At 74.6% G+C, this 26,386-nt stretch carries 20 protein-coding genes and 1 riboswitch; of the genes, 17 read left to right on the top strand and 3 right to left on the bottom strand.

From position 1 onward, the window contains the following. Positions 1–120: 120 nt before the first annotated feature. On the bottom strand, positions 121–813 hold the full coding sequence (locus ACFUEL_RS09810; RefSeq protein WP_380235542.1) for an XRE family transcriptional regulator: 693 nt from the start codon (positions 811–813) through the stop codon (positions 121–123). Between the two features lie 517 nt (positions 814–1,330). On the opposite strand from ACFUEL_RS09810, the gene ACFUEL_RS09805 reads away from it, so the two are divergent. The 6 genes from ACFUEL_RS09805 to ACFUEL_RS09780 all read left to right on the top strand — a co-directional run bounded on the left by ACFUEL_RS09805 (position 1,331) and on the right by ACFUEL_RS09780 (position 10,609). After that, entirely contained in the window at positions 1,331–3,604 is a 2,274-nt protein-coding gene (locus ACFUEL_RS09805) for a cellulose binding domain-containing protein (RefSeq protein WP_380235541.1), read from the top strand. A gap of 164 nt (positions 3,605–3,768) precedes the next feature. Beyond that, positions 3,769–3,851: riboswitch (cobalamin riboswitch) on the top strand. A gap of 53 nt (positions 3,852–3,904) precedes the next feature. Next, positions 3,905–4,843, top strand: coding sequence for a cobalamin biosynthesis protein (locus ACFUEL_RS09800; RefSeq protein ID WP_380235540.1), 939 nt, complete (start codon positions 3,905–3,907; stop codon positions 4,841–4,843). A 121-nt stretch (positions 4,844–4,964) separates the two neighbouring features. After that, positions 4,965–6,515: a cobyric acid synthase gene (locus tag ACFUEL_RS09795; protein ID WP_380235539.1), complete on the top strand. Its 1,551-nt coding sequence runs from the start codon at positions 4,965–4,967 to the stop codon at positions 6,513–6,515. Positions 6,516–6,550: 35 nt separating this feature from the next. After that, complete coding sequence (locus ACFUEL_RS09790; protein ID WP_380235543.1) at positions 6,551–8,617, top strand: putative cobaltochelatase; 2,067 nt, start codon at positions 6,551–6,553, stop codon at positions 8,615–8,617. 5 nt (positions 8,618–8,622) lie between these two features. After that, positions 8,623–9,219, top strand: coding sequence for a cob(I)yrinic acid a,c-diamide adenosyltransferase (cobO, locus tag ACFUEL_RS09785; RefSeq protein WP_380235538.1), 597 nt, complete (start codon positions 8,623–8,625; stop codon positions 9,217–9,219). Positions 9,220–9,223: 4 nt separating this feature from the next. Continuing rightward, complete coding sequence (locus ACFUEL_RS09780) at positions 9,224–10,609, top strand: cobyrinate a,c-diamide synthase (RefSeq protein WP_380235537.1); 1,386 nt, start codon at positions 9,224–9,226, stop codon at positions 10,607–10,609. Positions 10,610–10,793: 184 nt separating this feature from the next. Here the strand turns inward: ACFUEL_RS09780 and ACFUEL_RS09775 are convergent, their stop codons facing one another. Together ACFUEL_RS09775 and ACFUEL_RS09770 are read right to left on the bottom strand one after the other, a co-directional pair. Then, positions 10,794–11,348: a pyridoxamine 5'-phosphate oxidase family protein gene (locus tag ACFUEL_RS09775; protein ID WP_380235536.1), complete on the bottom strand. Its 555-nt coding sequence runs from the start codon at positions 11,346–11,348 to the stop codon at positions 10,794–10,796. 506 nt (positions 11,349–11,854) lie between these two features. After that, positions 11,855–13,489, bottom strand: a complete 1,635-nt coding sequence (locus ACFUEL_RS09770) for a DUF4190 domain-containing protein (RefSeq protein ID WP_380235535.1) — start codon at positions 13,487–13,489, stop codon at positions 11,855–11,857. A gap of 148 nt (positions 13,490–13,637) precedes the next feature. Between ACFUEL_RS09770 and ACFUEL_RS09765 the strand changes: the two genes are divergently transcribed. The 11 genes from ACFUEL_RS09765 (at position 13,638) to ACFUEL_RS09715 (ending at position 26,352) form a co-directional block, all read left to right on the top strand. Next, on the top strand, positions 13,638–14,279 hold the full coding sequence (locus ACFUEL_RS09765) for a GntR family transcriptional regulator (protein WP_380235534.1): 642 nt from the start codon (positions 13,638–13,640) through the stop codon (positions 14,277–14,279). Positions 14,280–14,290: 11 nt separating this feature from the next. Then, positions 14,291–14,773 (top strand): OsmC family protein, encoded by a 483-nt coding sequence (locus ACFUEL_RS09760; RefSeq protein WP_380235533.1) that lies wholly within the window; start codon positions 14,291–14,293, stop codon positions 14,771–14,773. A gap of 520 nt (positions 14,774–15,293) precedes the next feature. Beyond that, complete coding sequence (locus tag ACFUEL_RS09755) at positions 15,294–15,968, top strand: LysE family transporter (protein WP_380235532.1); 675 nt, start codon at positions 15,294–15,296, stop codon at positions 15,966–15,968. A gap of 272 nt (positions 15,969–16,240) precedes the next feature. Then, positions 16,241–18,082 (top strand): non-ribosomal peptide synthetase, encoded by a 1,842-nt coding sequence (locus ACFUEL_RS09750; RefSeq protein WP_380235531.1) that lies wholly within the window; start codon positions 16,241–16,243, stop codon positions 18,080–18,082. 2 nt (positions 18,083–18,084) lie between these two features. After that, positions 18,085–21,111, top strand: a complete 3,027-nt coding sequence (locus ACFUEL_RS09745) for a beta-ketoacyl synthase N-terminal-like domain-containing protein (RefSeq protein WP_380235530.1) — start codon at positions 18,085–18,087, stop codon at positions 21,109–21,111. Next, positions 21,104–22,282, top strand: a complete 1,179-nt coding sequence (locus ACFUEL_RS09740) for a MupA/Atu3671 family FMN-dependent luciferase-like monooxygenase (RefSeq protein WP_380235529.1) — start codon at positions 21,104–21,106, stop codon at positions 22,280–22,282. The genes ACFUEL_RS09745 and ACFUEL_RS09740 overlap by 8 nt, the downstream gene beginning before the upstream one ends. A 3-nt stretch (positions 22,283–22,285) precedes the next feature. After that, positions 22,286–22,849, top strand: a complete 564-nt coding sequence (locus ACFUEL_RS09735; protein ID WP_380235528.1) for a gamma carbonic anhydrase family protein — start codon at positions 22,286–22,288, stop codon at positions 22,847–22,849. Further along, a complete protein-coding gene (locus tag ACFUEL_RS09730) occupies positions 22,846–23,574 on the top strand; it encodes a thioesterase II family protein (RefSeq protein ID WP_380235527.1) in 729 nt (242 codons plus the stop codon). The genes ACFUEL_RS09735 and ACFUEL_RS09730 overlap by 4 nt, the downstream gene beginning before the upstream one ends. Next, the gene (locus ACFUEL_RS09725) at positions 23,564–24,331 is read left to right on the top strand and encodes a transporter substrate-binding domain-containing protein (RefSeq protein ID WP_380235526.1); all 768 of its coding nucleotides are present in this window, start codon (positions 23,564–23,566) and stop codon (positions 24,329–24,331) included. Before ACFUEL_RS09730 ends, ACFUEL_RS09725 begins: the two co-directional genes overlap by 11 nt. A 102-nt stretch (positions 24,332–24,433) precedes the next feature. After that, positions 24,434–24,919: a flavin reductase family protein gene (locus ACFUEL_RS09720; protein WP_380235525.1), complete on the top strand. Its 486-nt coding sequence runs from the start codon at positions 24,434–24,436 to the stop codon at positions 24,917–24,919. 113 nt (positions 24,920–25,032) lie between these two features. Next, positions 25,033–26,352, top strand: a complete 1,320-nt coding sequence (locus ACFUEL_RS09715; protein WP_380235524.1) for a homoserine dehydrogenase — start codon at positions 25,033–25,035, stop codon at positions 26,350–26,352. Positions 26,353–26,386 lie beyond the last annotated feature (34 nt).

Here is a 26,386-nt window from a genome sequence, read left to right as displayed (position 1 = left end):
CACGTAAAGTGCGGTCAGAAGGGTGTCCAGTTCTTCGGTCGTCACAACCCGAATGCTGGACACCCTTCCTGCATGTCCGAAGCAGAACCAGCAAAGCCAGCTGACTTCGGAACTACTCGTCTAGCGCCCGGCCTCCCCCTCCCTCTCCGCCTCCCGCTCCGCGAGCAACTGCCAGAAGCGGGGCGCGGGTTCGGGGCGCTCCGGGGGTGGGGCGGTGCCCCAGGAGGCGGGGGTGTGGTGTTCGGACTGGAGGGTGGCCAGGGCGTGTTCGAGGTGGGCGGGGTCGGCGGGGACGAGGCGGGCCACGGGGGCGAGTTGGGCCTGCCAGCGGCCCTGGACGACCCGGCGGAGGCGGGCCTCGAGTTCGGCGGTGCGGCCGGTGAGCCGGACCAGGGCGGGCAGGTCGAGGGCGAGGACGCGGGCCAGCAGGCGGGTCTGCTCCTCGTCGCCGGTCCAGTGGCCGGTGGTCTCGGCGCGGAGGTAGGCGGCGGGGGCGAGGCCGAGTTGGCGGGCGGCCTGGTCGGGGGTGAGACCGCGGGCGATCCGGTGCTCGCGGAGGGTGGCGGGGGCGGCGCCCATCAGGTCGGCGGGCGGGCACCACAGGGTGCGGGCGAGGGCGGTCAACTCCCCCTCGCCGGGCCGGATCCGGCCCTCCTCCCAGCCGAGGACGTGTCCGGGCAGCAGCCGCACGCCGTGCGCGGCCAGCCCGTCGGCGACCTGGTCGACCGTCAGGCCGAGGGCGGTGCGGTGGGCGCGGGCGGCGGCCGGGGAGAACGGCACCGGCGCGGGGGCCGGCGGCTGTCTGCGTCGCATGCCTTCCGACGGTAGGGCGGCGGCGGGGCGGGCCACAGGCGCGGATGGCACGAAGCGGGGGCGCCCGCGGGACGGCGCGACTGGGCGATGCGACGAACGGGCCGGGCGGGCGGCGGGCGGCGATGGCGGGCGCAGGTGGCGGGCGCAGGTGGCGGACGGCGGACGGCGGGCGGCGGGCGGCGGGCGGCGGGCCGTGAAAGCTTCACGGTGCCCGCCGGGCGCGGTCGTCGCCGTCCGGCCGGCGGTGGGGTGCCCGGCCGGGTGGGGCGTCCCGGCCCGCCGTTCGGCTTCCGTCGCACGTCCGGGCCGTGCCGGGGGCGCCGGCCGGTCCGGTCGGCGGTGGGCGGGGGTGGGGCGGGGGTCCGTTCGACCCGCCTCCGGCGCAGGTGGACCGGCCCGCCGGTGGGCGAAAGTTTCGCCGTGCCCGCCACCGGGAGTTGACGGCGTCCGGACAGTCTGAGTGGATGCGCTGGGAGCGCTCCCAGTTACCATCCTCCCCTCCCTCGAAGGAGCAACGATGGCAGGACACCACGGACGACGGGCCCTGCGTCCGGTCGCCGGGCTGGCGGCGGGCCTGCTGGTCGCGGCCGGTACGGGCTGGGCGGTCCAGCAGGCGGGTGCGGCCGCGGCCGGCTGCCGGGTGGACTACACGGTCGCCAGCGCCTGGCAGGGCGGCTTCGGAGCGAACGTGCAGATCACCAACCTCGGTGACGCCGTGACGAGTTGGACGCTGCAGTGGTCGTTCGGCGGCGGCGAGCAGGTCACCCAGGCGTGGAACGCGGACGTGACGCTCGGCAGCAGCCAGGTCACCGCGAAGAGCCTGGGCTACAACGGCGCGGTGGCGGGCGGCGGCACGGTGAGCTTCGGTTTCAACGGCTCGGTGCCGGGCTCCGGCACGGCCTCGGTGCCGACCGCGTTCACGTTCAACGGCACGCTCTGCACCGGGAGTCCGGGCGGCAGCACGCCCCCGTCGAGCCCGTCGCCGAGCCCGTCGCCGAGCCCGTCGCCGAGCGCGTCGGGCACCGGGCAGCCGCCCGCCGGGCAGGGCCGGCAGGTGGAGAAGCTGGACCGCGGGCTGGTCTCGGTACGCAGTGGCACCGGCAACCTGGTGTCCTGGCGCTGGCTGGCCACCGACCCGGACGGCGTCGCGTTCAACGTCTACCGGGACGGCGCCAGGGTGAACTCCGCGCCGCTGGCCACCGCCACCGACTACCTGGACGCCGGCGCGCCGGCCGGCGCCTCGTACACGGTGCGGGCGGTGGTGAACGGCGTCGAGCAGGCCGCCTCGCCCGCCTCGGTCGGCTTCGCGGACGGCTACCGGGACGTGCCGATCACGCCGCCGCCGGGCGGGTCGAACGCGAGCGGCTCCTACACGTACGAGGCGAACGACGCGAGCGTCGGCGACCTGGACGGCGACGGGCAGTACGAGTTCGTGCTGAAGTGGAACCCGACCGACGCCAAGGACAACTCGCAGTCGGGCTACACCGGTGACACCTACCTGGACGCGTACGAGCTGGACGGCACCCGGCTGTGGCGGATCGACCTGGGGCGCAACATCCGCTCCGGGGCGCACTACACGCAGTTCCAGGTGTACGACTACGACGGCGACGGGCGGGCCGAGGTCGCCGTGAAGACCGCGGACGGCACGGTGGACGGCGCCGGGCGCACCATCGGCAGCGCCACCGCCGACCACCGCAACTCCAGCGGGTACGTGCTGTCCGGCCCGGAGTACCTGACGGTCTTCGACGGGCGCAGCGGCGCAGCGCTGCAGACGGTGGACTACGACCCGCCGCGCGGCACCGTCTCGGCCTGGGGCGACTCGTACGGCAACCGGGTGGACCGGTTCCTGGCCGGGACGGCGTACCTGGACGGCTCGCGCCCCTCCATCGTGATGGCCCGCGGCTACTACACCCGCACCGTCGTCACGGCCTGGGACTGGCGCGGCGGCAAGCTGACCGAGCGCTGGAAGTTCGACACCGACGCCTCCGGCAACGGCGCCTACGCGGGCCAGGGCGACCACCAACTGGCCGTCGCGGACGTGGACGGCGACGGCAGGGACGAGATCGTCTACGGGGCGATGGCCCTGGACGACGACGGGCGCGGGCTGTGGAACACCGGGCAGGGGCACGGCGACGCGATGCACGTCGGCGACCTCGACCCGAGCCGTCCGGGCCTGGAGGAGTTCAAGGTCGACGAGGGCACCACCAAGTACTCGGCCTGGTTCGCCGACGCCCGCACCGGCCAGATCCTGTGGCACCAGCCGGACTGCGCCTGCGACAACGGGCGCGGCGTCTCCGACGACGTGTACGCGGGCAGCCCGGGTGCCGAGTCCTGGTCGTCCGGGGTGAGCGGCCTCTACAGCGCGAAGGGGCAGAACGTCGGCCGCAAGCCGGGTTCGGCCAACTTCACGCTCTGGTGGGACGGCGACCCGGTGCGCGAACTGCTCGACGGCACCCACGTCGACAAGTACGGCACCGGCGGCGACACCCGGCTGCTGACCGCCTCCGGCGTGCACTCCAACAACACCACCAAGGCCACCCCGTCGCTCTCCGCCGACCTGTTCGGCGACTGGCGCGAGGAGGTGGTGTGGCCCACCACCGACAACCGGGCGCTGCGGATCTACTCCACGCCGGTGCCGACCACGCTGCGGATCACCACGCTGATGCACGACGTCCAGTACCGGGAGGCGGTGGCCTGGCAGAACACCGCCTACAACCAGCCGCCGCACCCGTCCTTCTTCCTCGGCGACGGCATGCCGGCCGCGCCGCGGCCCACCGTGCACACGCCCTGACCCGCTCCGCCGTGCACACGCCCTGAGCTGCGCCCCGGGCCCCGCCGACCGGTTCGGCGGGGCCCTTCCCGTGCCCCCGGCCGGATGTGACCAACCCCTCCACCGCCTCGGTTGACCGCGCGGAAGCGGGCGTGGTGGGATCTTCGGGCCAAACGGAGGCAAGCAGAGGAAGCCGGTGCGAGTCCGGCGCGGTCCCGCCACTGTGACCGGACACCCCGCGCGGGGGTGACCGGAAGTCAGGAGACTCTGGCCCCCGTTCCGTCGATCCAGGGCGCGGACCCTGAGTGAGGACACGACGCCATGCGGGTTGCCCCGTACCTGGTGGGCGCGACCGCGGGATACCTCGCGGACGCCCGGCTCGGAGACCCCCGGCGCGGACACCCCGTCGCCCTGTTCGGCACCGCCGCGGCCCGCCTGGAGCGCCGGCTGTGGCGCGACCACCGCGGCGCCGGGGCGCTGCACGCCGCGCTCGCGGTCGGCGCGGTCGCGGGCGGGGCGGCGCTCGCCGTCCGGGCGGTGCGGCGCTCGCCGGCGGCCGCGGGGGCGCTGGCCGCCACGGCGACCTTCACCGTGCTCGGCGGGACGTCGCTGACCCGGGAGGCGACCGCGATCGGCCGCTCGCTGGCGGACGGCGACCTGGCGGGCGCCCGGGAGCGGCTGCCGCACCTGTGCGGGCGCGACCCGTCCGGCCTGGACGAGCAGCAGGTGGCGCGGGCCGTGGTCGAGTCGGTCGCCGAGAACACCGCCGACGCGGTGGTCAACGCCCTGGTGTGGGGCGGCGTCGCGGGCGTGCCGGGGCTGCTGGCGTTCCGCGCGGTCAACACGCTGGACGCGATGGTGGGGCACAGGTCGGCCCGCTACCGGCGCTTCGGCTGGGCCTCGGCCCGGCTGGACGACGTCGCGGGCTGGCCGGGCGCCCGGCTGACCGCGCTGCTGACCGTCGCCGCGTCCGGCGCCCCGGCCCGCACCTGGCGGGTCTGGCGGCGGGACGGCTCCGCGCACCCGAGCCCCAACGCGGGCCAGGCGGAGGCCGCGTTCGCGGGCGCGCTGGGCGTGCGGCTGGGCGGGACGCTGCGCTACGGCGAGCGGGTCGAGCACCGGCCGGTGCTGGGCGCGGAGCTGCCGCCGGTCGGCCCGGCCGACATCGCGCGGGCCTGCCGGCTCTCCCGCCGGGTCGGCGCGCTCGCGCTGGCCACCACGCTCGCCCTGCGGGCGCTGGGCGGGCGAACGCGCAGGTGAACCCGCCTCAGCGTGGATACGTGCTGCAACTGACTGTGACAGAACGGGACTTCGTCGTGCTGCCTTCCGCTGCGCGCAGTTCCTCGCGCCCCTGTCGGGGCGCCTCGAAAGGAGTTCTGGCGTGAACGGCGCGCTGTTGGTGGCCGGGACGACCTCGGACGCCGGGAAGAGCGTGGTCACGGCGGGGATCTGCCGCTGGCTGGCCCGGCAGGGGGTGCGGGTGGCGCCGTTCAAGGCGCAGAACATGTCGCTGAACTCCTTCGTGACGGCCGACGGGGCGGAGATCGGCCGGGCGCAGGCGATGCAGGCACAGGCGGCGGGGGTGGCGCCGGAGGCGGCGATGAACCCGGTGCTGCTGAAGCCGGGCGCGGACGGGCGCAGCCAGGTGGTGCTGCTGGGCCGGCCGGTCGCGGAGGTCGGCGCGCTGGACTACCGGGAGCGCAAACCGGTGCTGCTGGAGCGGGCGTTGGAGTGCCTGGCGGACCTGCGGGCACGCTTCGACGTGGTGGTGTGCGAGGGCGCGGGCTCCCCGGCGGAGATCAACCTGCGCGAGGGGGACATCGCCAACATGGGCCTGGCGACGGCGGCCCGGCTGCCGGTCGTGGTGGTCGGGGACATCGACCGGGGCGGGGTGTTCGCCTCGATGTTCGGGACGCTGGCGCTGCTGTCGGAGCGGGACCAGTCGCTGGTCGCGGGCTGGATCGTCAACAAGTTCCGCGGCGACGCCCGGCTGCTGGAGCCCGGATTGGAGATGCTGCGCGGGCTGACCGGCCGTCCGGTGCTGGGCACGCTGCCGATGCTGCCGGGCCTGTGGCTGGACGCGGAGGACTCGCTCGGCCTGGCCGCGGTGGCGTCCCGCCCGGCGGCCGGCGGCCCGGTGGGCGCTCAGGTGCTGCGGGTCGCGGTGGTGCGGCTGCCGCGGCTGTCGAACTTCACGGACGTGGACGCGCTGGCGCAGGAGCCGGGCGTACTGGTGCGCTGGGTGACCCGGCCGGAGGAGCTCGCCGACGCCGACCTGGTGGTGCTGCCCGGCACCCGGGCCACCGTCGCCGACCTGGCCTGGCTGCGCGCGCAGGGCCTGGCCGGGCCGCTGGCGGCACGGGCCGCGGCGGGGCTGCCGGTGCTGGGGGTGTGCGGCGGCTACCAGATGCTCGGCCGGGAGATCGTGGACGCGGTGGAGTCGAAGTCGTCCGGCGCGGTGGCCGGTCTGGGGCTACTGCCGACCCGGGTGGTGTTCGGCGCGGAGAAGGTGCTGGCCCGGCCGTCGGGGACGGCGCTGGGCGAGCCGGTGGAGGGCTACGAGATCCACCACGGCGTGGTGGCGGTGGAGGGCGGCGAGCCGTTCGTCACCGACGCCGCCGGGCGGCCGCTGGACGGCTGCCGGGCGGGCGCGGTGTGGGGCACCACCTGGCACGGCCTGCTGGAGAACGACGCCTTCCGCCGGGCCTTCCTGGCCGAGGCGGCCCGCGCCGCCGGGCGCTCCTTCGTGCCGGCGCCGGACACCTCCTTCGCCGCCGCCCGCGAGCAGCAGCTCGACGCGCTGGGCGACCTGGTCGCCGAGCACGCCGACACCGACGCGCTGTGGAAGCTGATCGAGAACGGGGCACCGGCGGGTCTGCCGTTCGTTCCGCCCGGGGCCCCGGCCCCGCTGGAGAGGGGAAGTGCCGAGTGACCGAGGCCCGTTATCCGTTCACGGCGATCGTGGGCATGGAGGACCTGCGGCTGGGGCTGCTGCTGAACGCGGTCTCGCCCGCCGTGGGCGGGGTGCTGGTGCGGGGCGAGAAGGGCACCGCGAAGTCGACGATGGTGCGGGCCCTGGCCGGGCTGCTGCCGTCGATCGCCACCGTGCCGGGCTGCCGGTTCGCCTGCGACCCGGCCACGCCGGACCCGCAGTGCCCGGACGGTCCGCACCCGGGGTCGGAGGTCGCCGAACGCCCCGCGCACCTGGTGGAGTTGCCGGTCGGCGTCGCCGAGGACCGGGTGGTCGGCTCGCTCGACCTCGAGCGGGCCCTCGCCGAGGGCGTGCAGGCGTACGAGCCGGGCCTGCTGGCGAAGGCGCACCGCGGCGTGCTGTACATCGACGAGGTCAACCTGCTGCAGGACCACCTGGTGGACCTGCTGCTGGACGCGGCCGCGATGGGCCGCTCGTACGTGGAGCGCGAGGGCGTGTCGGTGCGGCACGCGGCCCGGTTCCTGCTGGTCGGGACGATGAACCCGGAGGAGGGCGAGCTGCGGCCGCAACTGCTGGACCGGTTCGGTCTGACGGTGGAGATCGCCGCGACCCGGGACGCGGACGAGCGCGCCGAGGTGGTGCGCCGGCGGCTCGCGTACGACGCCGACCCGGCCGGCTTCGCGGCGCGCTGGGCCGGGCGTGAGCGGGAGCTCGCCGAACGCATCGACGCCGCACGGGAGTTGCTGCCGGGCGTGGAGCTCTCCGACCTGGCGCTGCGTCAGATCACCGCGCTGTGCGCGGCGTTCGAGGTGGACGGCCTGCGCGCGGACATCGTGATGGCGCGCACCGCGGTGGCGCTGGCCGCCTGGGCGGGGCGCACCGCGGTGACCGAGGAGGACGTCCGGACGGCCGCCCGGCTGGCGCTGCCGCACCGGCGGCGGCGCAACCCGTTCGACGCGCCGGGGCTGGACGAGGAGCAGTTGGACCGGACGCTGGCCGAGCACCGGGAGCCCTCGGAGCCGGACGGGCCGGAGGATTCGGACGGTCCGGACGGGTCGGACGGGCCCGACAGGCCGGAGGGTCCTGAGGGTCCGGAGGGTCCGGAGGACGACGGCCCGGACGGCGGTGGTCCCGGCGGCGGTGGACCCGGCGGTGGTGGCGGCGTGCCGGAGCCCGGTGTGCCCGACGCGCCCGCCGGGGAGGCCGGTTCGGACGACACCCCCGCTCCCCCGCGGCAACGCCCGGGTGGCGGGCGGGAGTCGGCGCCGGTCGCGGCCGACCGGCCGTACCGCACACGGCTGTTCAAGGTGGACGGCACCGGCCGGGGCGCGCAGGGCCGCCGCTCGCCCGCCGAGACCGACGCCGGGCACACCGTCCGGGCCCGCCGCCCGCGCGGGAGGCTGGCCCGGCTGCACCTGGGCGCGACGCTGCGCGCGGCCGCGCCGCACCAGGTGGCGCGCGGCCGGGCCGGGCGGGCGCTGGTGCTGCGCCGGGACGACCTGCGCGAGCAGGTGCGCCGGGGCCGGGAGTCGAACCTGGTGCTGTTCGTGGTGGACGCCTCGGGTTCGATGGCGGCCCGGCAGCGGATGACCGCGGTCAAGGGCGCGGTGCTGTCGCTGCTGATGGACGCCTACCAGCGGCGCGACAAGATCGGCCTGGTGACCTTCCGGGGCGCGGGCGCGGAGCTGGCGCTGCCGCCGACCTCCTCGGTGGAGGTCGGCGCGGCCCGGCTGGAGCAGTTGCCGACCGGCGGCCGGACGCCGCTGGAGGCGGGCCTGCTGCGGGCGCACGAGGTGCTGCGGGTGGAGCGGCTGCGCGACCCGGACCGGCGCCCGCTGCTGGTGGTGGTGACCGACGGCCGGGCCACCGGCGGCCGGGACGCGCTGCCCCGGGCCCGCCGGGCGGCCGGCCTGCTGGCCGCGCAGGGCGTGGCCGCGGTGGTGCTGGACTGCGAGTCCGGCCCCGTACGGCTGGGCCTGGCAAGGGAGTTGGCGGCGCACCTGCACGGTGAGGCGGTCAGCCTGGACGAGCTGCGGGCCGAGGGCGTGGCCTCGCTGGTGCGGGAAGCACGGACGACGACGATGACGCGAAAGGCGGCGTGAGCAGCATGCCCAAGGGAGTGGCGGAGAACGTCCCGGACGACGGACTGACCACGCGTCAGCGCCGGACCCAGCCGATCACGGCGGTGCACACCGGGCCGGGCAAGGGCAAGTCGACGGCGGCGTTCGGGATGGCGCTGCGGGCCTGGAACCAGGGCTGGCCGATCGGGGTGTTCCAGTTCGTCAAGTCGGCGAAGTGGAAGGTCGGCGAGGAGAACGCGCTGCGGGTGCTCGGCGAGTCCGGGCAGGGCGGCACGGTGGCCTGGCACAAGATGGGGTCGGGCTGGTCGTGGGTGCAGCGCGACATCGAGTCCTCGGAGGAGGCGGCCCGGGAGGGCTGGGAGCAGGTCAAGCGGGACTTGGCGGCCGAGACGTACCGCTTCTACGTGCTGGACGAGTTCACTTACCCGCTGCACTGGGGCTGGATCGACGTGGCGGAGGTGGTGGAGGTGCTGCGGGAGCGGCCGGGCAGCCAGCACGTGGTGGTGACGGGCCGGTACGCACCCGAGCCGCTGACCGAACTGGCCGACCTGGTCACCGAGATGACCAAGGTGAAGCATCCGATGGACGCGGGCCGCAAGGGCCAGCGCGGCATCGAGTGGTAGCGCCTTGAGCAGCGTGATTCCCCGCCTGGTGGTGGCCGCGCCGTCCTCGGGGGCGGGCAAGACGACGGTGGCCACCGGCCTGATCGCGGCGCTGGCCGCGCGCGGGCTGAAGGTCTCCCCGCACAAGGTCGGCCCCGACTACATCGACCCCGGCTACCACGCGCTGGCCGCCGGGCGGCCGGGCCGCAACCTGGACGCCTGGATGAGCGGCCCCGAGCGGATCGCCCCGCTGTTCGCGCACGGCGCCGCCGGGGCGGACGTCGCGGTGGTCGAGGGCGTGATGGGCCTGTACGACGGGGCCGCCGGGCGCGGCGAGTTGGCCTCCACCGCGCAGGTCGCGAAGCTGCTGCGGGCGCCGGTGGTGCTGGTGGTGGACGCCTCCTCGCAGTCCCGGTCGGTGGCGGCGCTGGTGCACGGCTTCGCGTCCTGGGACCCGCAGGTCCGGCTGGCCGGGGTGATCCTGAACAAGGTCGCCTCCGACCGGCACGAGACGCTGCTGCGCGAGGCCCTGGAGGAGGGCTCGGGCGTGCCGGTGCTCGGCGCGGTGCGCCGGGCCGGGGCGGTCGACACGCCGTCCCGGCACCTGGGCCTCGTCCCGGCCGTCGAGCGCTCCGCCGAGGCGCTGCGGGCGGTCCGCGAGATGGGCGAACTCGTCGCCGCCTCCGTCGACCTGGACGCGGTGCTGGCACTGGCCCGGACCGCCCCGCCGCTGACCGACGCCCCCTGGAGCGCGGCGGCCGAGGTCGAACCGGCCCCCGGCCCCCGGCCGCGGATCGCCCTGGCGGGCGGCGCCGCGTTCTCCTTCTCCTACGCGGAGAACGCCGAACTGCTGGCCGCCGCCGGGGCCGAGGTGGTGCCCTTCGACCCGCTGCACGACGAACGGCTCCCCGAGCGGACGGCCGCGCTGGTGATCGGCGGCGGCTTCCCCGAGGTGTACGTCTCCGAGCTGAGCGCCAACGCGGCCCTGCGCGCGGCGGTCGCCGAACTGGCCGCGGCCGGGGCGCCGGTGGTCGGCGAGTGCGCCGGACTGCTGTACCTGGGGCGGGAGTTGGACGGCCTGCCGATGTGCGGGGTACTGGACAGCACGGCCCGGATGACGCCCCGGCTGACCCTCGGCTACCGGGAGGCGGTGGCCCTCGCCGACTCGCCGCTCGCCGCGGCCGGCTCCCGGGTGCGCGGCCACGAGTTCCACCGCACCGCCACCGACCCGGCGGCCGGCCCGTCCCCCGCCTGGGGCTGGCGCACCCCCACCGGCCCGCACACCGAGGGCCACCTGCACGGCTCGGTGCACGCCTCCTACCTGCACCTCCACTGGACGGGCGCGCCCGCGCTGCCGTCCCGCCTGGTCCGGCACGCCGCCGCGTGGGCGGCCGGGGCACGGCTCTCGTGAGGCGGGGGTCGTCGATCCGGACCCGACAGAGGGCTCCGGAACAGACATTTCTCTCTGGGCGGATCCGACCAGCAGGGCGCGTGCCATGCCCGATGAGCCCGCGCCCGAGGGGCGGGCCGGCTGCGGGCGTTGTAGGTAGGCCGCCGAGGCGCCCGGCCCGGACCGCCGTGGGTGGGGCTGCGGCTCAGGACCGGCGGGCCGGGCCCGCGGAACCCGCGGCCGGCGCCGGTTCGGCCGGAGGGTAGCTCTTCGGGTCGCGGGCGTAGGTGAACAGGGAACCGAGCCGCGCCCGGACGAAGAGGCCCTGCCCCCAGTCGCCCACCCGCGTGCCCCTGGCGGCGGACTGGGCGTCCTCGACCTCGCCGAACCCCGGGTCGGCGGGGGTGACCAACTCGCCGGTGCCGTGGGCGACCAGGGCGAAACCGTCATCGCCGGCCAGGCTGAGGCTCAGCGCGGGGCGGGCCGCAAGATTGCGGGCGCGGAACGACCCGGCGGTCGTGGGGACGTACAACCGGCCGTGGACGAAGAGTGCCCCGACCGGTGCGCAGCGCGGCTCCCCGGCGGCCGTCACCGTGGCCAGCACGACCTGGAAGACCCCGTCGCAGCGCCGGACCACCTGCGCGGCGGACAGCGACTGTTCGGGCAGACCGAAGGAGGCGCGCAGGCCGGGAGAGGCCCGGCGGGCGCTGTCGTCGATGAGCTCCTGGAGTCGGGCGAGGTCTTCCGCGGTTTCGTACACCCCCTCTTTATAGCCGTCCCCGGCGAGGGAGCCCGGCTCGGCCTCCGGTCCCCGGTCCCTTCCGGCGGACCGTGTTCCCGCCCCGGGGCCGGACACCCCCTCGGGCTGCGGGCCGGCGGGACACCGGGTCGACGGTGCGGGACCCGGCTGGGACGGCCCGGCGCGGCCGCGACGGGGACGACCGTCCTGCCGCGGGACTTCCCCGCCGGCCCGTCGACGGTCGGAGCGCAGTCGAACGCGGCGAACGGACCGACGTGCTGTCCCGCTGCCGCCACCGCTCCTCTCTCGTGCCCTTGGTGGAACACCCACCGTCCGAAACTTCGGTGACGAAGGGTCATGGCCGGTGAGCGCCGCGTGCCCGACCGCGGTGATCCCAGGAGGCGGGCGGACCGCTTCGCGGCACCGCCAGTCACACCTCTGCAGGTCAGGGACTTGCCTGCCGAAGACCCCTGGAGCCGGTGCCGTGGCCGGCCGGTGGTACCGGCCGGCCGTGGTGTCGGCGCGGGTCAGACCACCTGCTCCGAGGGGCGCTTGGCCGGCTCCTCGTCCTGGGTGGTCAGCTCCAGGGCGCGGCGCAGGTCGAGGATGTAGTCCTCGCCGAGGTGCTGGTAGCCGGCCAGCAGCTCGTCCTCGACGGTGTCGCTGTCATCGGCGACCGCGGCGGCCCGGAAGTGCTGGGACGCGACCGCGGTCTCCTGCACCAGTTTGCCGACGGTCGCCTGGTCGACACCGCGCCAGTGCGCGGCTCCGAGCGCCGCGGCCTGCGCGTCGGCCCCGGCAGCCAGCTCGCGGGCCCAGGAGCGGAACGCCCCCGGGTTGTCCGCGACGTCGAGGTCCTCGTCCGGTACGTCGACCCAGAGCCGGTCGATCTCGTTGGTGGCCTCCAGGAACTGCACCTGGTCGGACGTCAGGTTGCTGCTGTCCTTGCGCAGCGAACCGGTCGTCGGCTTGTCCGACTTCAGGAAGCAGACGATCTGGCGACCGCCGACCACGTTCCAGGTGTCCTGGTCCGGGTAGGCGGCCGGGTAGTCCGTCGTCTCCGGGATCGACCACATGTCCATCACGTACTCGTCCAGGTGGCGCGAGCAGAGCCGGTCGGCCTCGTCCTGCAGCGCCTCCGCACCCGGGTAGCCGCCCGTCGCGGTGGAGACGCTGCTCCAGAACACCTCGGCGTTGTGGGACACCGAGCAGTCGGCCTTCTTGACCGCGGTCTTGAACCCCAGGTCCGCGCAGTCGCCGGCGTTCAGCCGCAGCGGCGAGACCGACGACAGCCCGCCGCTGGAGCGGTCGGTGTCGGCCTGGAAGTGGAAGCCGCCGTTGACGATCACCAGGACCAGCAGCACCAGCCAGGCCGAGCCGATCACGATGCCCGAGACCGCCATGCCCTTGCCGCGCTCGCCGGTGCGCCTGATCTGGACCAGCGCGGCGGCGCCCAGGCCGATGGCGATGATGCCGAGGTAGCACAGGAAGCTCACCACCAGCGCGGCGATGGCCAGGCCGTTGGCGTACGCCGAGCGGGACGGCTGCGGGTACACCGGGTAGCCGGGCATCCCGTACGGGCCGGGGGCCTGCGCGGGGTACTGGGCCGTACCCGGCTGGGGCGGGACGGCGCCGCTCCCCCACGCCTGCTGGACGCCGGTGGGCGCGGCCCACGGGTTGACGGCGGCGGGCGCGGGCCCGGGGACGGCCTGGGGCGCGCCGGGCGGTGTCGAACCGGTGGGCGCGGCCCACGGGTTGACGGCGGCGGGCGCGGGAGCGCTCTGCGGGACGCCGGGCGGCGTCGGGGCAGCGGGCCGTGCCCACGGGCTGGCGGCGGGTTCGGGGACGGCGGGCTCGACCGTCGTCGGGGCGGGGGCCGCGGGCGCCCCCTGAACGACGGTCGCCTCCTCGGCCGCGGACCGGGCGGCGTCAACAGCCGTACCCGCGGCGGCAGCAGTAGCCGCAGGCGCAGGCGCACCAGCACCGGCGTCCGCGTCCGCGGCGCGCACAAAGTCGCCGCCGGGTATGCCGGGCTTCGCGAACGAGACCGCGGGCGGCGCCGGGGCGGGCTTCTCCAGCGAGAGCGCGGGCGGGGCGGCCGGGGCGTCGTCCCGGGCGCCGTCCGGGTCTTCGTTCCCGGGGCGCTCCTGGTCGAACGGCATTGGGTGTTCCCCCTGCGAGTGGTGCGGGTCGAGGCTGCGCGAATATAGCGGACCGCACCGACGGGGCCCCAACGAGTTCTTCCGCCGGGCCCCGGCGCCGCGCGCCCGGCCTTTGCATGCAGTGCATGCAGAAGCCTAGGCTGGCCCTGTGCAGACCGAGAGCACCCGCCGGCGGTTGCGGGAACTGATCCTGGACGGCCACTACCCGCCGGGGGCCCGGCTGGGCGAGGTGGAGGTCGCCGAGACGCTGGGGGTGAGCCGCACGCCGGTGCGGGAGGCGTTCCGGGCGCTGGCCGCGGACGGGCTGCTGGCCGGGGCCGGGCGGGGTCTGCGGGTGGTGCGGCTGGACGACGAGGAGTTGTCGCAGGTCTACCGGGTGCGGGCCGCGCTGGAGGCGCTGACGGCCGAACTGGCCGCCGAGCGGCAGCGGGACGGGCGGCTCGCCCCGGCCGAACTGGCGGACCTGGCCGTGCTCGCCGACCTCACCCACCGGGCCACCGCGGACGGGGAGTTGGCCCGAGCGGTGCGGCTGAACCGGAACTTCCACCGGCGGATCGCCGAGCTGGCCGCCAACCCGGTGGCGCTGCACACCCTGGACCGGCTGTGGGACCAGATCCAGGTCTCCACCCTGCGCTCCCTGCGCGCGCCCGCCCGCACCGCCCTGGTCGACGCCCAGCACCGCGACCTGCTCGACGCGATCACCGCCGGGGACGCTGCCGCCGCCGCGGCGGCGGCCCGCCGGCACGTCCTGGACACCCGCGCGGCCGACCGGCCGGCCGCGAACGACTAAGGAGCGACCGCATGGCCTTCTCGCGTTCCCACCACTACGCGGTCCGGGTCGAGTGGACCGGAGACCTCGGCACCGGCACCGACCACTACCGCTCCTACCGGCGGGACCACACGGTGTCGGCGGAGGGCGTGCCGGACATCCTCGGCAGCTCCGACCCGACCTTCCGCGGCGACCGCTCCCGGTGGAACCCGGAGCAGTTGCTGCTGGCCGCGCTCGCCCAGTGCCACATGCTCTCCTATCTGCACCACTGCGCGGTGAACGGCGTCGTCGTGCGCTCCTACGCGGACGACTCCACGGGCACCATGGCCACCGAGGGCAACGGCGGCCGGTTCACCGAGGTGGTGCTCCGGCCGCGGATCGAGATCGCCGAGGAGTCGATGCGCGAGCGGGCGGTGGCCCTGCACGGCCCGGCGTCGCGGGACTGCTTCATCGCCTCCTCGGTGAACTTCCCGGTGCACCACGAGCCGGTGGTGACGGTCCGCCCCGCGCCCTGACGGCCCCTCGGCAAACGGGCGACCCCTGCGGACGGGCGGGCGCCCCCTCGGCACCCTGACGGCCCCCGGCGGGCGGGCGGACGGCGCTCCCCCACCCCAGTACTCAACGCGTCAACGGGCCGTTGGGTTGCACGCCACTTCGCGTTCACGGCCGCGCACCGGCGCCAAGAGCCGCTCCCGACCGCCAACTCCCGTACAAGAAGGGGAAGTTGAGGACGACAGGCCGCCCCGGTGCGGCCCGGCCGCCGGGGTGCCCTTTCGGAGCGTGTGCGGACTTTGGGGTCGGCGGCCGCCCCCGGAGGCCCGTCGCGGACCGCCTCCGCCGCCACCCCCGCGCGCACCCCCGGCGGTGGGGCCGGACGCCCGCCCCCACCGCGATGACCAGCGAATACATCGATTTCGGGAGCGAGTCGAAAGGGCCGGAGCACGCCCCCCACCGAATTGATGTCCACATGATGGACCGGTGTTGCGGGAGCACTCAAGGCCCTGTGTTAGGCTCCGCTCGATTCCGGCGCCCCACATGCCGAGAAATCACATCAGCGGCTATTCCTCGGGGGAGGCGGCCATGCCATTCGATGCATGGATCACTTGTTTTGCGGCTTCGTGGATTTTCTCCCTTTCACCGGGCTCGGGCTCGGTGTTCTCAATGTCGAACGGGTTGAACTACGGCTTCCGGCGCGGGTATCTCGGCGCGGTCGGCCTGGTGATCGGCCTGTGGACGGTCTTCCTGGTCGTCGTGGTGGGCCTCGGGGTGATCATCCAAGCCTCGCCGGTCGCCTTCAACGTGCTCAAGTGGGCCGGCGTGGCCTACCTCTTCTACCTGGGCCTGTCCCAGATGCTCTCCAAGGGCTCGCCGATCTCCCTGCGCGAGGGCGACCGTCCCCGCATCGGGGTCGCGGAGATCATCGGCAAGGGCATCTCGCTCAACCTGATCAACCCCAAGGGCTACATCTTCATGCTCGCGGTGATCCCGCAGTTCATCGTCGCAGGTCACGCCCTGGTTCCCCAGTACTTCGCGGTGGCCCTGACCATGGCCTTCACCGACCTCGTGGTGATGGCCGGCTACACCGGCCTGGCCTCCCGGGTCGCCCTGAAGCTGAAGACCGAGCGGCAGGCGTCGATCCTCAACAAGGTGTTCGGCTCGCTGTTCATGCTCGCGGCCGTGGTGCTCGCGACCTTCCAGCAGACCCGGTAGCCCTCCGGGACCGGGAGTTCCCGCCCGGACCCGGGGCCGGCCTCCCGTTCCCCCGGGCCGGCGGCCCCGCACGGCCCGAAGCCCGGTTCCCCGGTTCCCCGGTTCCCCAGCTCCCCGGTTCCCCGGTTTCCCGGCCCTCCGATTCCCGTTCTTCTCCTTTCGCGCACCAGCGCTTTCCCGGCCGATCTGCGGCCCAATCGCGCCCCGGCCCGAGTGGCTTCACCCTCGCCGCCAAGGGGCTGCTTTCACCTGTCCTCACATGGAGATTCGCTGTGCAGGCGGTAGACGATATTCTGAGGCTGGCGTGCGAGAAATTCGCCGACGCCACCGCCGTCTCTTCGAAGGTCGAGACGGTCAGTTATTCGCAGTTATTCAACCGGTCCGCGGAAGTGGCTTCGGAACTCCGGGGCCTGGGCGTCGGAAACGGCGACGCGGTCGGAATCATCGGCCACCGCAGTGCCGCGGTGATATCCGCCGTCCTCGGTACGTGGATGTCCGGGGCGGCGGTCATGCTGATCGATGAGGCGCTGCCCGCGGTGCGCCGGGAGACCATGCTCGGCACCGGTCCGGTCCGGGCGGTCGCGGACTGCACGGACGCCCCGCGCATCCGCTGCTCGCCGCGGCCCGGGGCCGTTCCCGGGCCGGCCCTCGACGACCGGGACCACGCCTACGTCGCCTTCACCTCCGGCTCCACCGGCACGCCGAAGGCCATCGTCGGCAGCCACACGGGGCTGTCCTCGTTCCTGCGCTGGCAGTCCGAGGAGTTCGGGGTGGGGCCGGGGGACCGGTTCGCCCACCTGACCAACCTCTCCTTCGACGTGTGGTTCCGCGACGCGCTGACCCCACTGGTCTCCGGCGCCACCCTGTGCGTCCCGGACCAACTGCACCTGGACGCCGCGGGGGCCCTGGACTTCCTGCGCGGAGAGCGGATCACCGCGCTCCACCTGGTGCCCTCGCTCGGCAAGGTGTGGACCGCGGCGGCGGCCGGTGCCGCGCCCGTCCCCTCCGTCCGCCACGCGTTCTTCGCGGGCGAACCGCTGGACTCCGCGCTGGTGCGCCGGTGGCGGGAGTACTTCCCGGGCTGCGAGGTGGTCAACCTCTACGGCCCGACCGAGACCACCCTCGCCCAGCACTTCCACCGCGTCCCCGCGGACCCGCGGCCCGGCGTCCAGCCGGTCGGCCGGAGCCTGCCCGGCTCCCGCAGCTTCGTGCTGGACGAGGAGCGCCGGGTGTGCGCTCCGGGCGAGGTGGGCGAGATCCACATCGCGGCCGAGCACCCCTCGCACGGGTACCTGATGGACGGCCGCATCGTCGCGCCCTTCGTCGGGATCGACGTGGACGGGGAGCGGATCAGCGCCTACCCGACCGGTGACCGCGGACGCCGGGCGGCCGACGGGGAGTTGGAGATCCTGGGCCGGGCCGACGAGCAGGTCAAGATCGCCGGCGTGCGGATCGAGCTGCAGGAGGTCCGGGCGGCGATCCAGGCCCACCCGAGCGTCCGGGAGGCTTTCGTCTGCGCCCAGGAGGACCGCTTCACCAAGGTCGTCGTGGCCGTGCTGGAGGGCGCGGCCGAGGCCGAGCCGCAGCTCCGGGCCCACCTGGGCGAACGGCTGATGAGCGCCATGGTGCCGTCCGCCTTCGTCTACCTGCCGGCGCTGCCGAAGCTCCCCAACGGGAAGGTCGACCGCAGGGCGCTCACCGAGGTCGCGGCCGGTCACCTGCGGGAGCGCGGGCGCCGGGCGGCCGTGCCCGCGGGCACCGGGACGACCGCCGACCGGCTGGCCGCCATCTGGCAGTCGGTGACCGGCGGCGGCGCGAGCCCGCTCGCCGACCGCGACATCACCTTTTTCAACGCGTCCGGTACTTCGCTGACGATCGTCGTCCTGCACGCGCGGGTCCAGGCGGAATTCGGCGTGACCTTTCCGCTGGTGCGGCTCTTCGAGCACGCGTCCTTCAACGCCCAACTCTCCTTCCTCGAACAGATGTTTCACGAACCGGAGGGCCGGGGGCCGGGGAACGCCGTTTCCACCGCCGGCGCGGCCTCCCGCAAGCGCGTCCTGACGGCCCGGCGAACCCGCCGCAGTCGGGGTCTTCCGACACCGGACTTGGGATGAACATGCAAAACGATGACGACCTGATCGCGATCGTCGCGATGGAGTGCCGGCTGCCGCAGGCCGCCGACGTGGACGAGTTCTGGGCCCGGCTGGTCGACGGCCGCACGGCCGTCTCCGACCTGACCGACGAGCAGGTCGCGGCGGCCGGCGTGCCCGCCGCGCAGCGTTCGCGCCCCGACTACGTCAAGCGGGCCGGGGTGCTGGAGGGCGTGGCGGAGTTCGACTCCGGGTACTTCGGCTACTCGGAGCGCGAGGCGGACATCCTCGACGTCCAGCAGCGCCTGATGCTGGAGAAGTCGGTGGCGCTGCTGGAGCGCGCCAACATCGATCCGCAGCGCACCGCCCAGCGGATCGGCGTGTTCGCCGGATCCGGCATGAGCACCTACGTGACCGGCCCGCTCCAGCGCCCGGACCTGATGGACGCGCTGGGCGAGATGGTGGTCCGGCACGGCAACGACAAGGACTTCCTCGCCACCCGGATCTCGTACAAGCTGAACCTGCGCGGCCCCAGCGTCAACGTGCAGACCGCCTGCTCGACCGGCCTGGTCGCCGTCCACTCGGCCGTACAGAGCCTGCTGCTGAACGAGTGCGACGCCGCGATCGCGGGCGCCGTGTACGTCCGCGTGCCGCAGGAGGCCGGCTACCGCCACCAGGTCGGCGGGGTGCTCTCGCCGGACGGGGTGTGCCGGCCGTTCGACGCCCGGGCCAACGGCACGCTGTTCACCAACGGGCTCGGCCTGGTGCTGCTGAAGCGGCTCGCCGACGCGGTCGCCGACGGCGACCGGGTGCACGCCGTGATCGCCGGGTCCGCGGTGAACAACGACGGCGCGCAGAAGGTGAGTTTCACCGCGCCCAGCGTCTCCGGACAGGTGGCGGTGCTGCGCGAGGCGCTGGAGATCTCCGGCGCCGACCCGGCCGACGTCGGCTACCTGGAGGCGCACGGCACCGGCACCGCGCTCGGCGACCCGATCGAGGTCGAGGCGATCAAGCAGGCGTACGGCACCACCGGCGCGCCCTGCGGCATCGGCTCGTTGAAGGGCAACTTCGGGCACCTCAACATCGCCGCCGGCATCGTCGGGCTGATCAAGGCCGCGCTGGTGCTCGAGCACGGGTTCGTGCCGCCGACGGTGAACGTCCAGGAGGTCAACCCGGCGCTGGAACTCGACGGTTCGCGCTACTTCGTGACCACCGAGGGCCTGGAGCTCGACCGCACCGCCCTCCAGTGGGCCGGGGTCAGCGCCTTCGGCATGGGCGGCACCAACGGGCACGTGCTGCTGCGCAGCCACCGGCCCGACCCGGCCGACCCCGAGCCGGCCGCCGCACCGGACACCGCGGACGGCCGGCCGAGCGTCCTGGCCTTCTCGGCCCGCTCCCGGGCCGCGCTGCGCGGCCAGGCGGCCGCACTCGCCGCCCGGCTCGCCGCCGACCCCGGCGCCGTGCTCGCCGAGTACGCGCACACCCTGCGCGAGGGGCGCACCCTGCACCCCCACCGGGCCGCCCTGGCCGCCGTGCACCCCGCCGAGGCGGTCGCCCGGCTCAAGGCCGAGCGGTACCACACCGGCGCCGAGAGCGGCTCGGACGCGATCGCCTTCGTCTTCGCCGGCCAGGGCACCCAGCGCCCCGCCATGGGCGCCGGACTCGCCGCCCGGAACGCCGCCTTCGCCCGCCGTCTGGCCGAGGCGGTCGCGGCGGTGGACGCGCACACCGGGTTCGACCTGCGGGCCCTGCTGGACGGCGGCGGGGAGCGGGACACCGCCGACACCGAGGTGGCGCAGCCGCTGCTGTTCGCGGTCGAGTACGCCCTGGCGCAGACCCTGCTGGACGCCGGGGTCACCCCGGCCTACCTGTTCGGGCACAGCCTCGGGGAGGTGGTCGCGGCGGCCGTCGCCGGCGTCTTCGACCTGGCCACGGCCGCGGAACTGGTCGCCGTCCGGGCCCGGGTGATGGCCGCCTGCCCCGCCGGGGCCATGCTGGCGGTCTCCGACCCCGCCCCGTTCGCCGAGCTGGTCGCCGACGGCTCGCTGGTCGTCGCCGCGGTCAACTCGCCCGGACAGCAGGTGCTTTCCGGCAGCCGTGCGGCCGTCGAGCGGGCCGCCGCCCTGGCCGCCGAGGCCGGGGTGACGCACCAGCGGCTGCGGACCTCCCACGCCTTCCACTCGCCGCTCATGCAGGGCGCCGTCGAGGAGTTCCTCGCCTTCCTGGGCACCCGCGAGCTGCACGCGCCGAGGATCCCGGTGGTCTCCAACATCACCGGCCGGGTGCTCTCCGAGTACGAGGCGCGCAACCCGCGCTACTGGGCGGAGCACCTGGTGCGCCGGGTCGAGTTCGGCGGGTCGGTGGACACCCTCCGGGAGGCGGGCGTCACCCGGTTCGTCGAGATCGGCGCCGGGCGGTCGATGGGCACCCTGGTGCGCGGCGGCTTCGCCGCGGCCGGCGCGCCCGCCCCGGTGCTGGCGCAGACCCTGGGCGAGCCGGAGACCGAGGCCGAGTCCTTCGCCGACGCGCTCGCGCTCGGCTGGGCCACCGATCCGCGGGTGGACATCGCGGACCACACCGCCGCCCGGCGGATGACCGCGCTGCCCACGTACGCGTTCGAGAAGCGGATCCACTGGGTGGAGCCCGCGGCCACCGTCGCGGCACCCGCCGCCGAGCCGGCCGCCGCGCCCGTCGCTGTCGCCGTCGCCGAGCCCCTCCCCGTCCCGGCCGCCGAGCCGGTCGGGGCGGCGGGGAACGGCGGGGGCGGTGCGGACGGCGGGGCGGACGGGGGTGCGGACGGCGGGGCCGACGAGGAGGTCCGGAGCATCGTCGCGCAGATCTTCAAGACCTTCCTCGGCGGGTCCGCCACCTCCGCCGACCTCGGCTTCTTCGAACTCGGCGGGAACTCGCTGATGGCCATCCAGCTCATCAACAAGCTCCGCGAGACCTTCGGACTGGACCTGTCCGTACGGGACTTCTACGAGAACAGCTCGATCTCCGGGACCTCCACCGTGATCACCGCCATGCTCATCGAGGAGCCGGCCCATGTCTGACAGCACGTTCCTGGACGCCGACCGGCTGGCCGGACTGAAGGCCCGGCTCAGGTCCGGCACCCCCGCCCCCGCCACCGCCCCGGCGCCGACCCCGGACCCGGCGTCGGCCGCCGGGGCCCGGCCGCCGGTGCCCGACCTCGGGGTGATCTTCTTCTCCGGCCTGACCGGCGGCGCCGACCCCTACGACCTGCTGCTGGACGTCTCCCGCTACATCGACCGCGCGGGATTCACCGCGATCTGGACGCCCGAACGGCACTTCACCGAGGTCGGCGGCGCGTACCCCAACCCGGCGGTGCTCGGCGCCGCGCTGGCGGCCGTCACCGAGCGGGTGCGCATCCGGGCGGGCAGCGTCAACCTGCCGCTGCACGACGTGCTGCGCGCCGCCGAGGAGTGGGCGCTGGTCGACAACCTCTCCGGCGGCCGGGTCGACCTCGCGCTGGCACCCGGCTGGCACGCCCGTGACTTCGTGCTCAACCCCGAGGGGTACGAGAAGAGGTCGCTGCTGCTCAACGAGGCCCGCGAGCAGTTGCAGGGCCTGTGGCGCGGCACCCCCCTGGAGCGGCGGGACCCGCTGGGCGCGACCCACGAGATCCTCACCTTCCCCCGGCCGGTCCAGCCGGAGCTGCCCGTCTGGCTGACCACGTCGAAGAACGAGGACGCCTGGCGGTTCGCCGGGGAGAACGGCCTCAACGTGCTCTCCGCGCTGATCAACTTCGGTCCGCCGGAGCTGCGCAGGCGGATCGAGATCTACCGGGCGGCCCGCGCCGGGGCCGGCCTCGACCCCGAGGGAGGCGTGGTCTCGCTGATGCTGCACACCTACGTCGGCACCGACCGGGCCCGGGCGGTGGAGCTGGTGCGGCCCGCCATGACCGAGTACCTGGGTTCGTTCGTCGGCCAGCACGCCACCTCCGGCCAGGCCGAGCTGAAGGACAAGTCGGACACCCTGCTGAACCTCGGCGACGACCGGGACGCCTTCGTGGAGATGGTGTTCCAGCGCTACGTCTCCACCAGTTCGCTGATCGGCGACACCGCGAGCGCGCGCACCGTGCTGGAGGGCTTCCGGTCGATGGGCGTCGACGAGGTCGCCTGCCTGGTCGACTTCGGCCTGCCCAAGGACGAGGTGCTGGGCAGCCTGGCCCGCCTCGCCACCCTGCTCCCCCAGGAGGTCTGAACCGTGCGCACGTACAGCTTCCACGGCGTCCGGCCGAGGATCCACCCGAGCGTCTACGCCTTCGACGACGTGGTGGTGATCGGCGACGTCGAGATCGACGCGGACGTCAGCCTCTGGCCCGGGGTGACCGTCCGGGGCGACAAGGGCCCGGTCCGGATCGGCCGGGGGTCGAACGTGCAGGACCACGCGATGCTGCACTCCGACCCCGACCACCCGCTGGTCCTGGGCAGCGACGTCACCGTGGCGCACGGCGCGCTGCTGCACGGCTGCACCATCGGCTCCGGCACGGTGGTCGGGATCGGCGCGATCGTGCTCAACGGCGTCTCGGTCGGGGAGAGTTCGCGCGTGTCGGCGGGCGTGGTGCTCAGCGCCGGGCCGCGCTACGGCCCGCGCAGCCTGATCGCCGGCAACCCGGCGAGCGTCCTCATGACGCTCAGCGACAGCGACGTCGCGGTGCTCGACGGGACCGCCGCCGAGTACCGCGAACTCGCCGACCGCTACCGCAGCGGGCTGCGGGAGGTCGTGCTGCCGGGCCGCGAACCGGCGCGGATCGGCTCCGGCGCATGACGGACCGGCCGAACCGCCCGCGGCTGCTGCGCACGCACGCCGCGGGGCACCCGCGCGCGACGGTCTGCTTCCACCACGCCGGCGGGGGCACGTCCGCCTACCAGGGCTGGGCGCCGGCCCTGGCCGCGCACACCGACCTGGTGCTGGTCCGGCTCGAGGGCCGCGAGGACCGGTTCGCCGAACCGCTCACCGAGCCGCTGGACCGGCTCGTCCTCGAACTGGCCCGGGAGATCGACGGGTTGCCGCACGAGGAACTGGTCCTGCTCGGCCACAGCATGGGCGCGGCCCTCGCCTGGATGGCGGCCGACGCCCTGTGGACGGTGTACCGGCGGCGGGCCTCGGTGGTGGTGTCGGCGCAGGCGCCGCCGCCGTACTCCCCCGCCGGGATCCCCGGGCCGGCCGAGGCCGCGCCGGAGGGGGCCGACGAGTTCCACACCGGGACCCTGGCGGCCGACCTCGCCTGGATGGCACGGGAGTTCCCGTCGTTCGTACCGCGCCCGCTCCCGCTCGACCTGCACTGCGTGACGGCCGCCGGGGACCACCTGGTGCCGCCGGACGCCCCGGCGGGCTGGGCGGCGCTGACCACCGGCCGGTTCACCCACCGCACGGTGGACGGCGGCCACATGTACCTGCTCACCGGTCCCGGACCGCTGCTCGCCCTGGCGGGCGGCCCGCCGGGACGCTCTGCCGACTCGACGGACGAAGGGGGAAGCGGTGTTCGCTAGTCTCACCGACGCAGGCATCCGGATCGGGTTCCAACGGAACACTCCGCCGTTCTCCTACTCGCCGACCGCCGGATTCCGGCCGATCGGCTACTCGGTGGACCTGGCGGACCTGGTCCTCGCCCGGATCCACGGCGGCGCCGACCGGGTGCCGCCGGTCGAGGCGGTCGAGGTCACCTCGACCACCCGGGAGGGCCTGCTCGCCGCGGGCCGGATCGACCTGGAGTGCGGGTCGACCACCATCACGGAGGAGCGCCGGCGGCGCTTCGCCTTCAGCCGGCCGATCTTCCGCACCTCGCACCGGATCGCGCTGAAGGGCGACCCCGGCCCGCGCGACCTGCGGGTGGTCGGCATCCGGGACTCGACCAGCCAGGCCGCGCTGGAGGCCGAACCGGACCCGGGGTTCGGGTACTCCTTCACCGGAGTGCCGTCGATCGGCGCCGCCCGCGACGCGTTCCTGGCCGACGACGGGATCGACGCGATGGTGGCGGACGAGGTGATCCTCCGCTCCCTGCTGGCCGGCGAGGCCCGCGCCGACGTCCGGATGCTGGACCTGCGGCTGGGCGGCGAGGACTACGGATTCCTGCTGCGGAAGGAGGACGGGAAACTCCTGCGGGCGGTCGACGAGGCGCTTTCCGACATTTTCGGCTCGCCCGGGTACCGGGCGCTGATCGACACCTGGTTCGCCGGGGAGCTCCCCGGGCTCGGATTCTCCCTGGAAATGGATCCGGACGACCGGAGTTTCGTCTCGGAAATCTGATCCGCTGGACTGTGAAATTACGGGGGTTTGCTCATGGGTTTCGGAAAGTCGGCCGCGGCGGGGACCGCCGGGTCCGAGTTGCAGGGAGCGTTCAAGGAGGTCATGGCGCGGGTGGCCACCCCGGTGTCGGTGGTGACCGCGACCGGCGCCGACGGGAGGCCGTCCGGGGCGACCGTCAGCGCGTTCTCCTCGCTGTCGGTCGATCCGCCGATGGTCCTGGTGGCGCTGGACCGGCGCTCGCGCACGCTCGAGGCGATCCGCTCCTGCGGCGGCTTCGGCCTCAACGTGCTCGGTGCCGAACAGGCCGCGCTGGCACTGTCGTTCGCGGCCAGGGCGGCGACCGACAAGTTCGCCGGGGTGGAGTGGCGGCCGGACCGCGGCCTGCCGCGGATCCTGCGGGCGCCGGCCTGGATCGCCGCCGCCGCGGTCGACCTGGTCGACGGCGGCGACCACGTGATCGTCCTGGGCCGGGTGGAGTCGGCGGAGCTGTCCGGCAGCGAGCCCCCGCTGGTGTACTACCGCAGGAGCTTCGGGACGCACCTGCCGAACCTCCCGGCGCCGGTGCTCCCGCCGCCGCGGTCGGCGTGAGCGGGCCCGGCGCCGCTTTCCGCGCCCTGTTCCTCCGGCGGCCCGGGGCGGCCATTCGTCTCGGACTCTGAGAAGTCGCCGGTATTCCGTTTAATGAAAGATGGCAGGTGTGTATGGTGTCCGCCATGGGAAATGTAGTCAGGGTGGGTCTGCTGGGGTGTGGAACTGTCGGGGAGGCATTCGCCGAATTGCTCGTGGAGCGGCTCGCCGCGGTCGAGGACGTGACGGGAATTTCCCTGGAACTCGCCCGGATCGCCGTCCGCGACCCCGGAAAGCCCCGTTCGGTGGACGTCCCCGCGGAGCTGTTCACGGGTGACCCGTACGACGTGGTCAAGGCCGACGACATCGACGTCGTCGTCGAGCTGATCGGCGGCGTCGCCCCGGCCCGCGAGCTGATCCTGGCCGCCCTGGAGGCCGGCAAGCCGGTCATCACCGCCAACAAGGAGCTGGTCGCGGCGGCCGGCCCCGAGCTGTACGCGGCGGCGGACCGGGGCGGCGTCGACTTCTTCTTCGAGGCCGCCGCGGTCGCCGCGGTCCCGATCCTGCGCCCGATCCGCGAGTCGCTGGCCGGCGAGGAGATCACCCGGGTCGCCGGCATCGTCAACGGCACCACCAACTACATCCTCACCCGGATGATGGGCGAGAACCTGGCCTTCGACGAGGTGCTGGCCGCCGCCCAGGACCTGGGGTACGCCGAACCCGACCCGACGGCCGACGTGACCGGCGCCGACGCGGCGTCCAAGCTGGCCATCCTCGCCTCGCTGGCGTTCAACCAGGCGGTGGCCGCCGACGACGTGCCGCGCGAGGGCATCGTCGACCTCGACCGGGTGGACTTCGAGCTGGCCGCGCAGTTCGACTACGTGATCAAGCTGCGGGCGGTCGCCGACCGCTTCCCGGCCGACGGCGACGGCGCCGGCGCCGGCGCCGGCCAGGTGGGCGTGCAGGTCTTCCCCGCCCTGGTCGAGCGCGACCACCCGCTGGCCACCGTCCGGGGGAGCTTCAACGCGGTGTTCGTCAACACCACCGCCGCCGGCGAGCTGATGTTCTACGGGCGCGGCGCGGGCCCCCGCCCGTCGGCCTCCTCCATCCTCGGCGACGTCATAGCCGCCGCCGACCACCTGCGGCGCGGTACGCACCGCAGGGTCCCGGTGGGCGCGCCGGCCGCCATCCGGCCGAAGGAGGACCTGGAGTACTCGTTCTACGTCCGGACCGAGGTCGAGGAGGCGCCCGGCGTGCTGTCCGAGGTGACCGGGGTGTTCGGACGGCACGGCGTCTCGATCCAGAAGGTGGACCAGGACGGTTCGGAGTCGCAGGCGCGGGTCGTCTTCGTCACGTTCCCCGCGACCGAGCGCGCACTGAACGGCGCGCTCGACGAACTGCGCACCCTCGGGCACGTGCGCTCCATCGGCCGGGTGCTGCGGATCTACAAGTAGGCCGGAACCGGACCGGAGGGCCTGTCTCTTATAC

This window comes from Kitasatospora sp. NPDC057198 (genome assembly GCF_042670125.1).
Classification (GTDB): Bacteria; Actinomycetota; Actinomycetes; order Streptomycetales; family Streptomycetaceae; genus Kitasatospora.
The sequence above is the reverse complement of the archived record's forward strand: the minus strand, read 5'-3'. Positions and strand labels throughout refer to the sequence as shown.

What these genes read in the sequence shown, in the direction of transcription:
- ACFUEL_RS09810 (WP_380235542.1), bottom strand. Translation starts at nt 813, where the DNA reads ATGCGACGCAGACAGCCGCCGGCCCCCGCGCCGGTGCCGTTCTCCCCG.
- ACFUEL_RS09805 (WP_380235541.1), top strand. Translation starts at nt 1,331, where the DNA reads ATGGCAGGACACCACGGACGACGGGCCCTGCGTCCGGTCGCCGGGCTG.
- ACFUEL_RS09800 (WP_380235540.1), top strand. Translation starts at nt 3,905, where the DNA reads ATGCGGGTTGCCCCGTACCTGGTGGGCGCGACCGCGGGATACCTCGCG.
- ACFUEL_RS09790 (WP_380235543.1), top strand. Translation starts at nt 6,551, where the DNA reads ATGGAGGACCTGCGGCTGGGGCTGCTGCTGAACGCGGTCTCGCCCGCC.
- cobO (WP_380235538.1), top strand. Translation starts at nt 8,623, where the DNA reads ATGCCCAAGGGAGTGGCGGAGAACGTCCCGGACGACGGACTGACCACG.
- ACFUEL_RS09770 (WP_380235535.1), bottom strand. Translation starts at nt 13,489, where the DNA reads ATGCCGTTCGACCAGGAGCGCCCCGGGAACGAAGACCCGGACGGCGCC.
- ACFUEL_RS09760 (WP_380235533.1), top strand. Translation starts at nt 14,291, where the DNA reads ATGGCCTTCTCGCGTTCCCACCACTACGCGGTCCGGGTCGAGTGGACC.
- ACFUEL_RS09755 (WP_380235532.1), top strand. Translation starts at nt 15,294, where the DNA reads ATGCCGAGAAATCACATCAGCGGCTATTCCTCGGGGGAGGCGGCCATG.
- ACFUEL_RS09745 (WP_380235530.1), top strand. Translation starts at nt 18,085, where the DNA reads ATGCAAAACGATGACGACCTGATCGCGATCGTCGCGATGGAGTGCCGG.
- ACFUEL_RS09740 (WP_380235529.1), top strand. Translation starts at nt 21,104, where the DNA reads ATGTCTGACAGCACGTTCCTGGACGCCGACCGGCTGGCCGGACTGAAG.
- ACFUEL_RS09730 (WP_380235527.1), top strand. Translation starts at nt 22,846, where the DNA reads ATGACGGACCGGCCGAACCGCCCGCGGCTGCTGCGCACGCACGCCGCG.
- ACFUEL_RS09720 (WP_380235525.1), top strand. Translation starts at nt 24,434, where the DNA reads ATGGCGCGGGTGGCCACCCCGGTGTCGGTGGTGACCGCGACCGGCGCC.
- ACFUEL_RS09715 (WP_380235524.1), top strand. Translation starts at nt 25,033, where the DNA reads ATGGTGTCCGCCATGGGAAATGTAGTCAGGGTGGGTCTGCTGGGGTGT.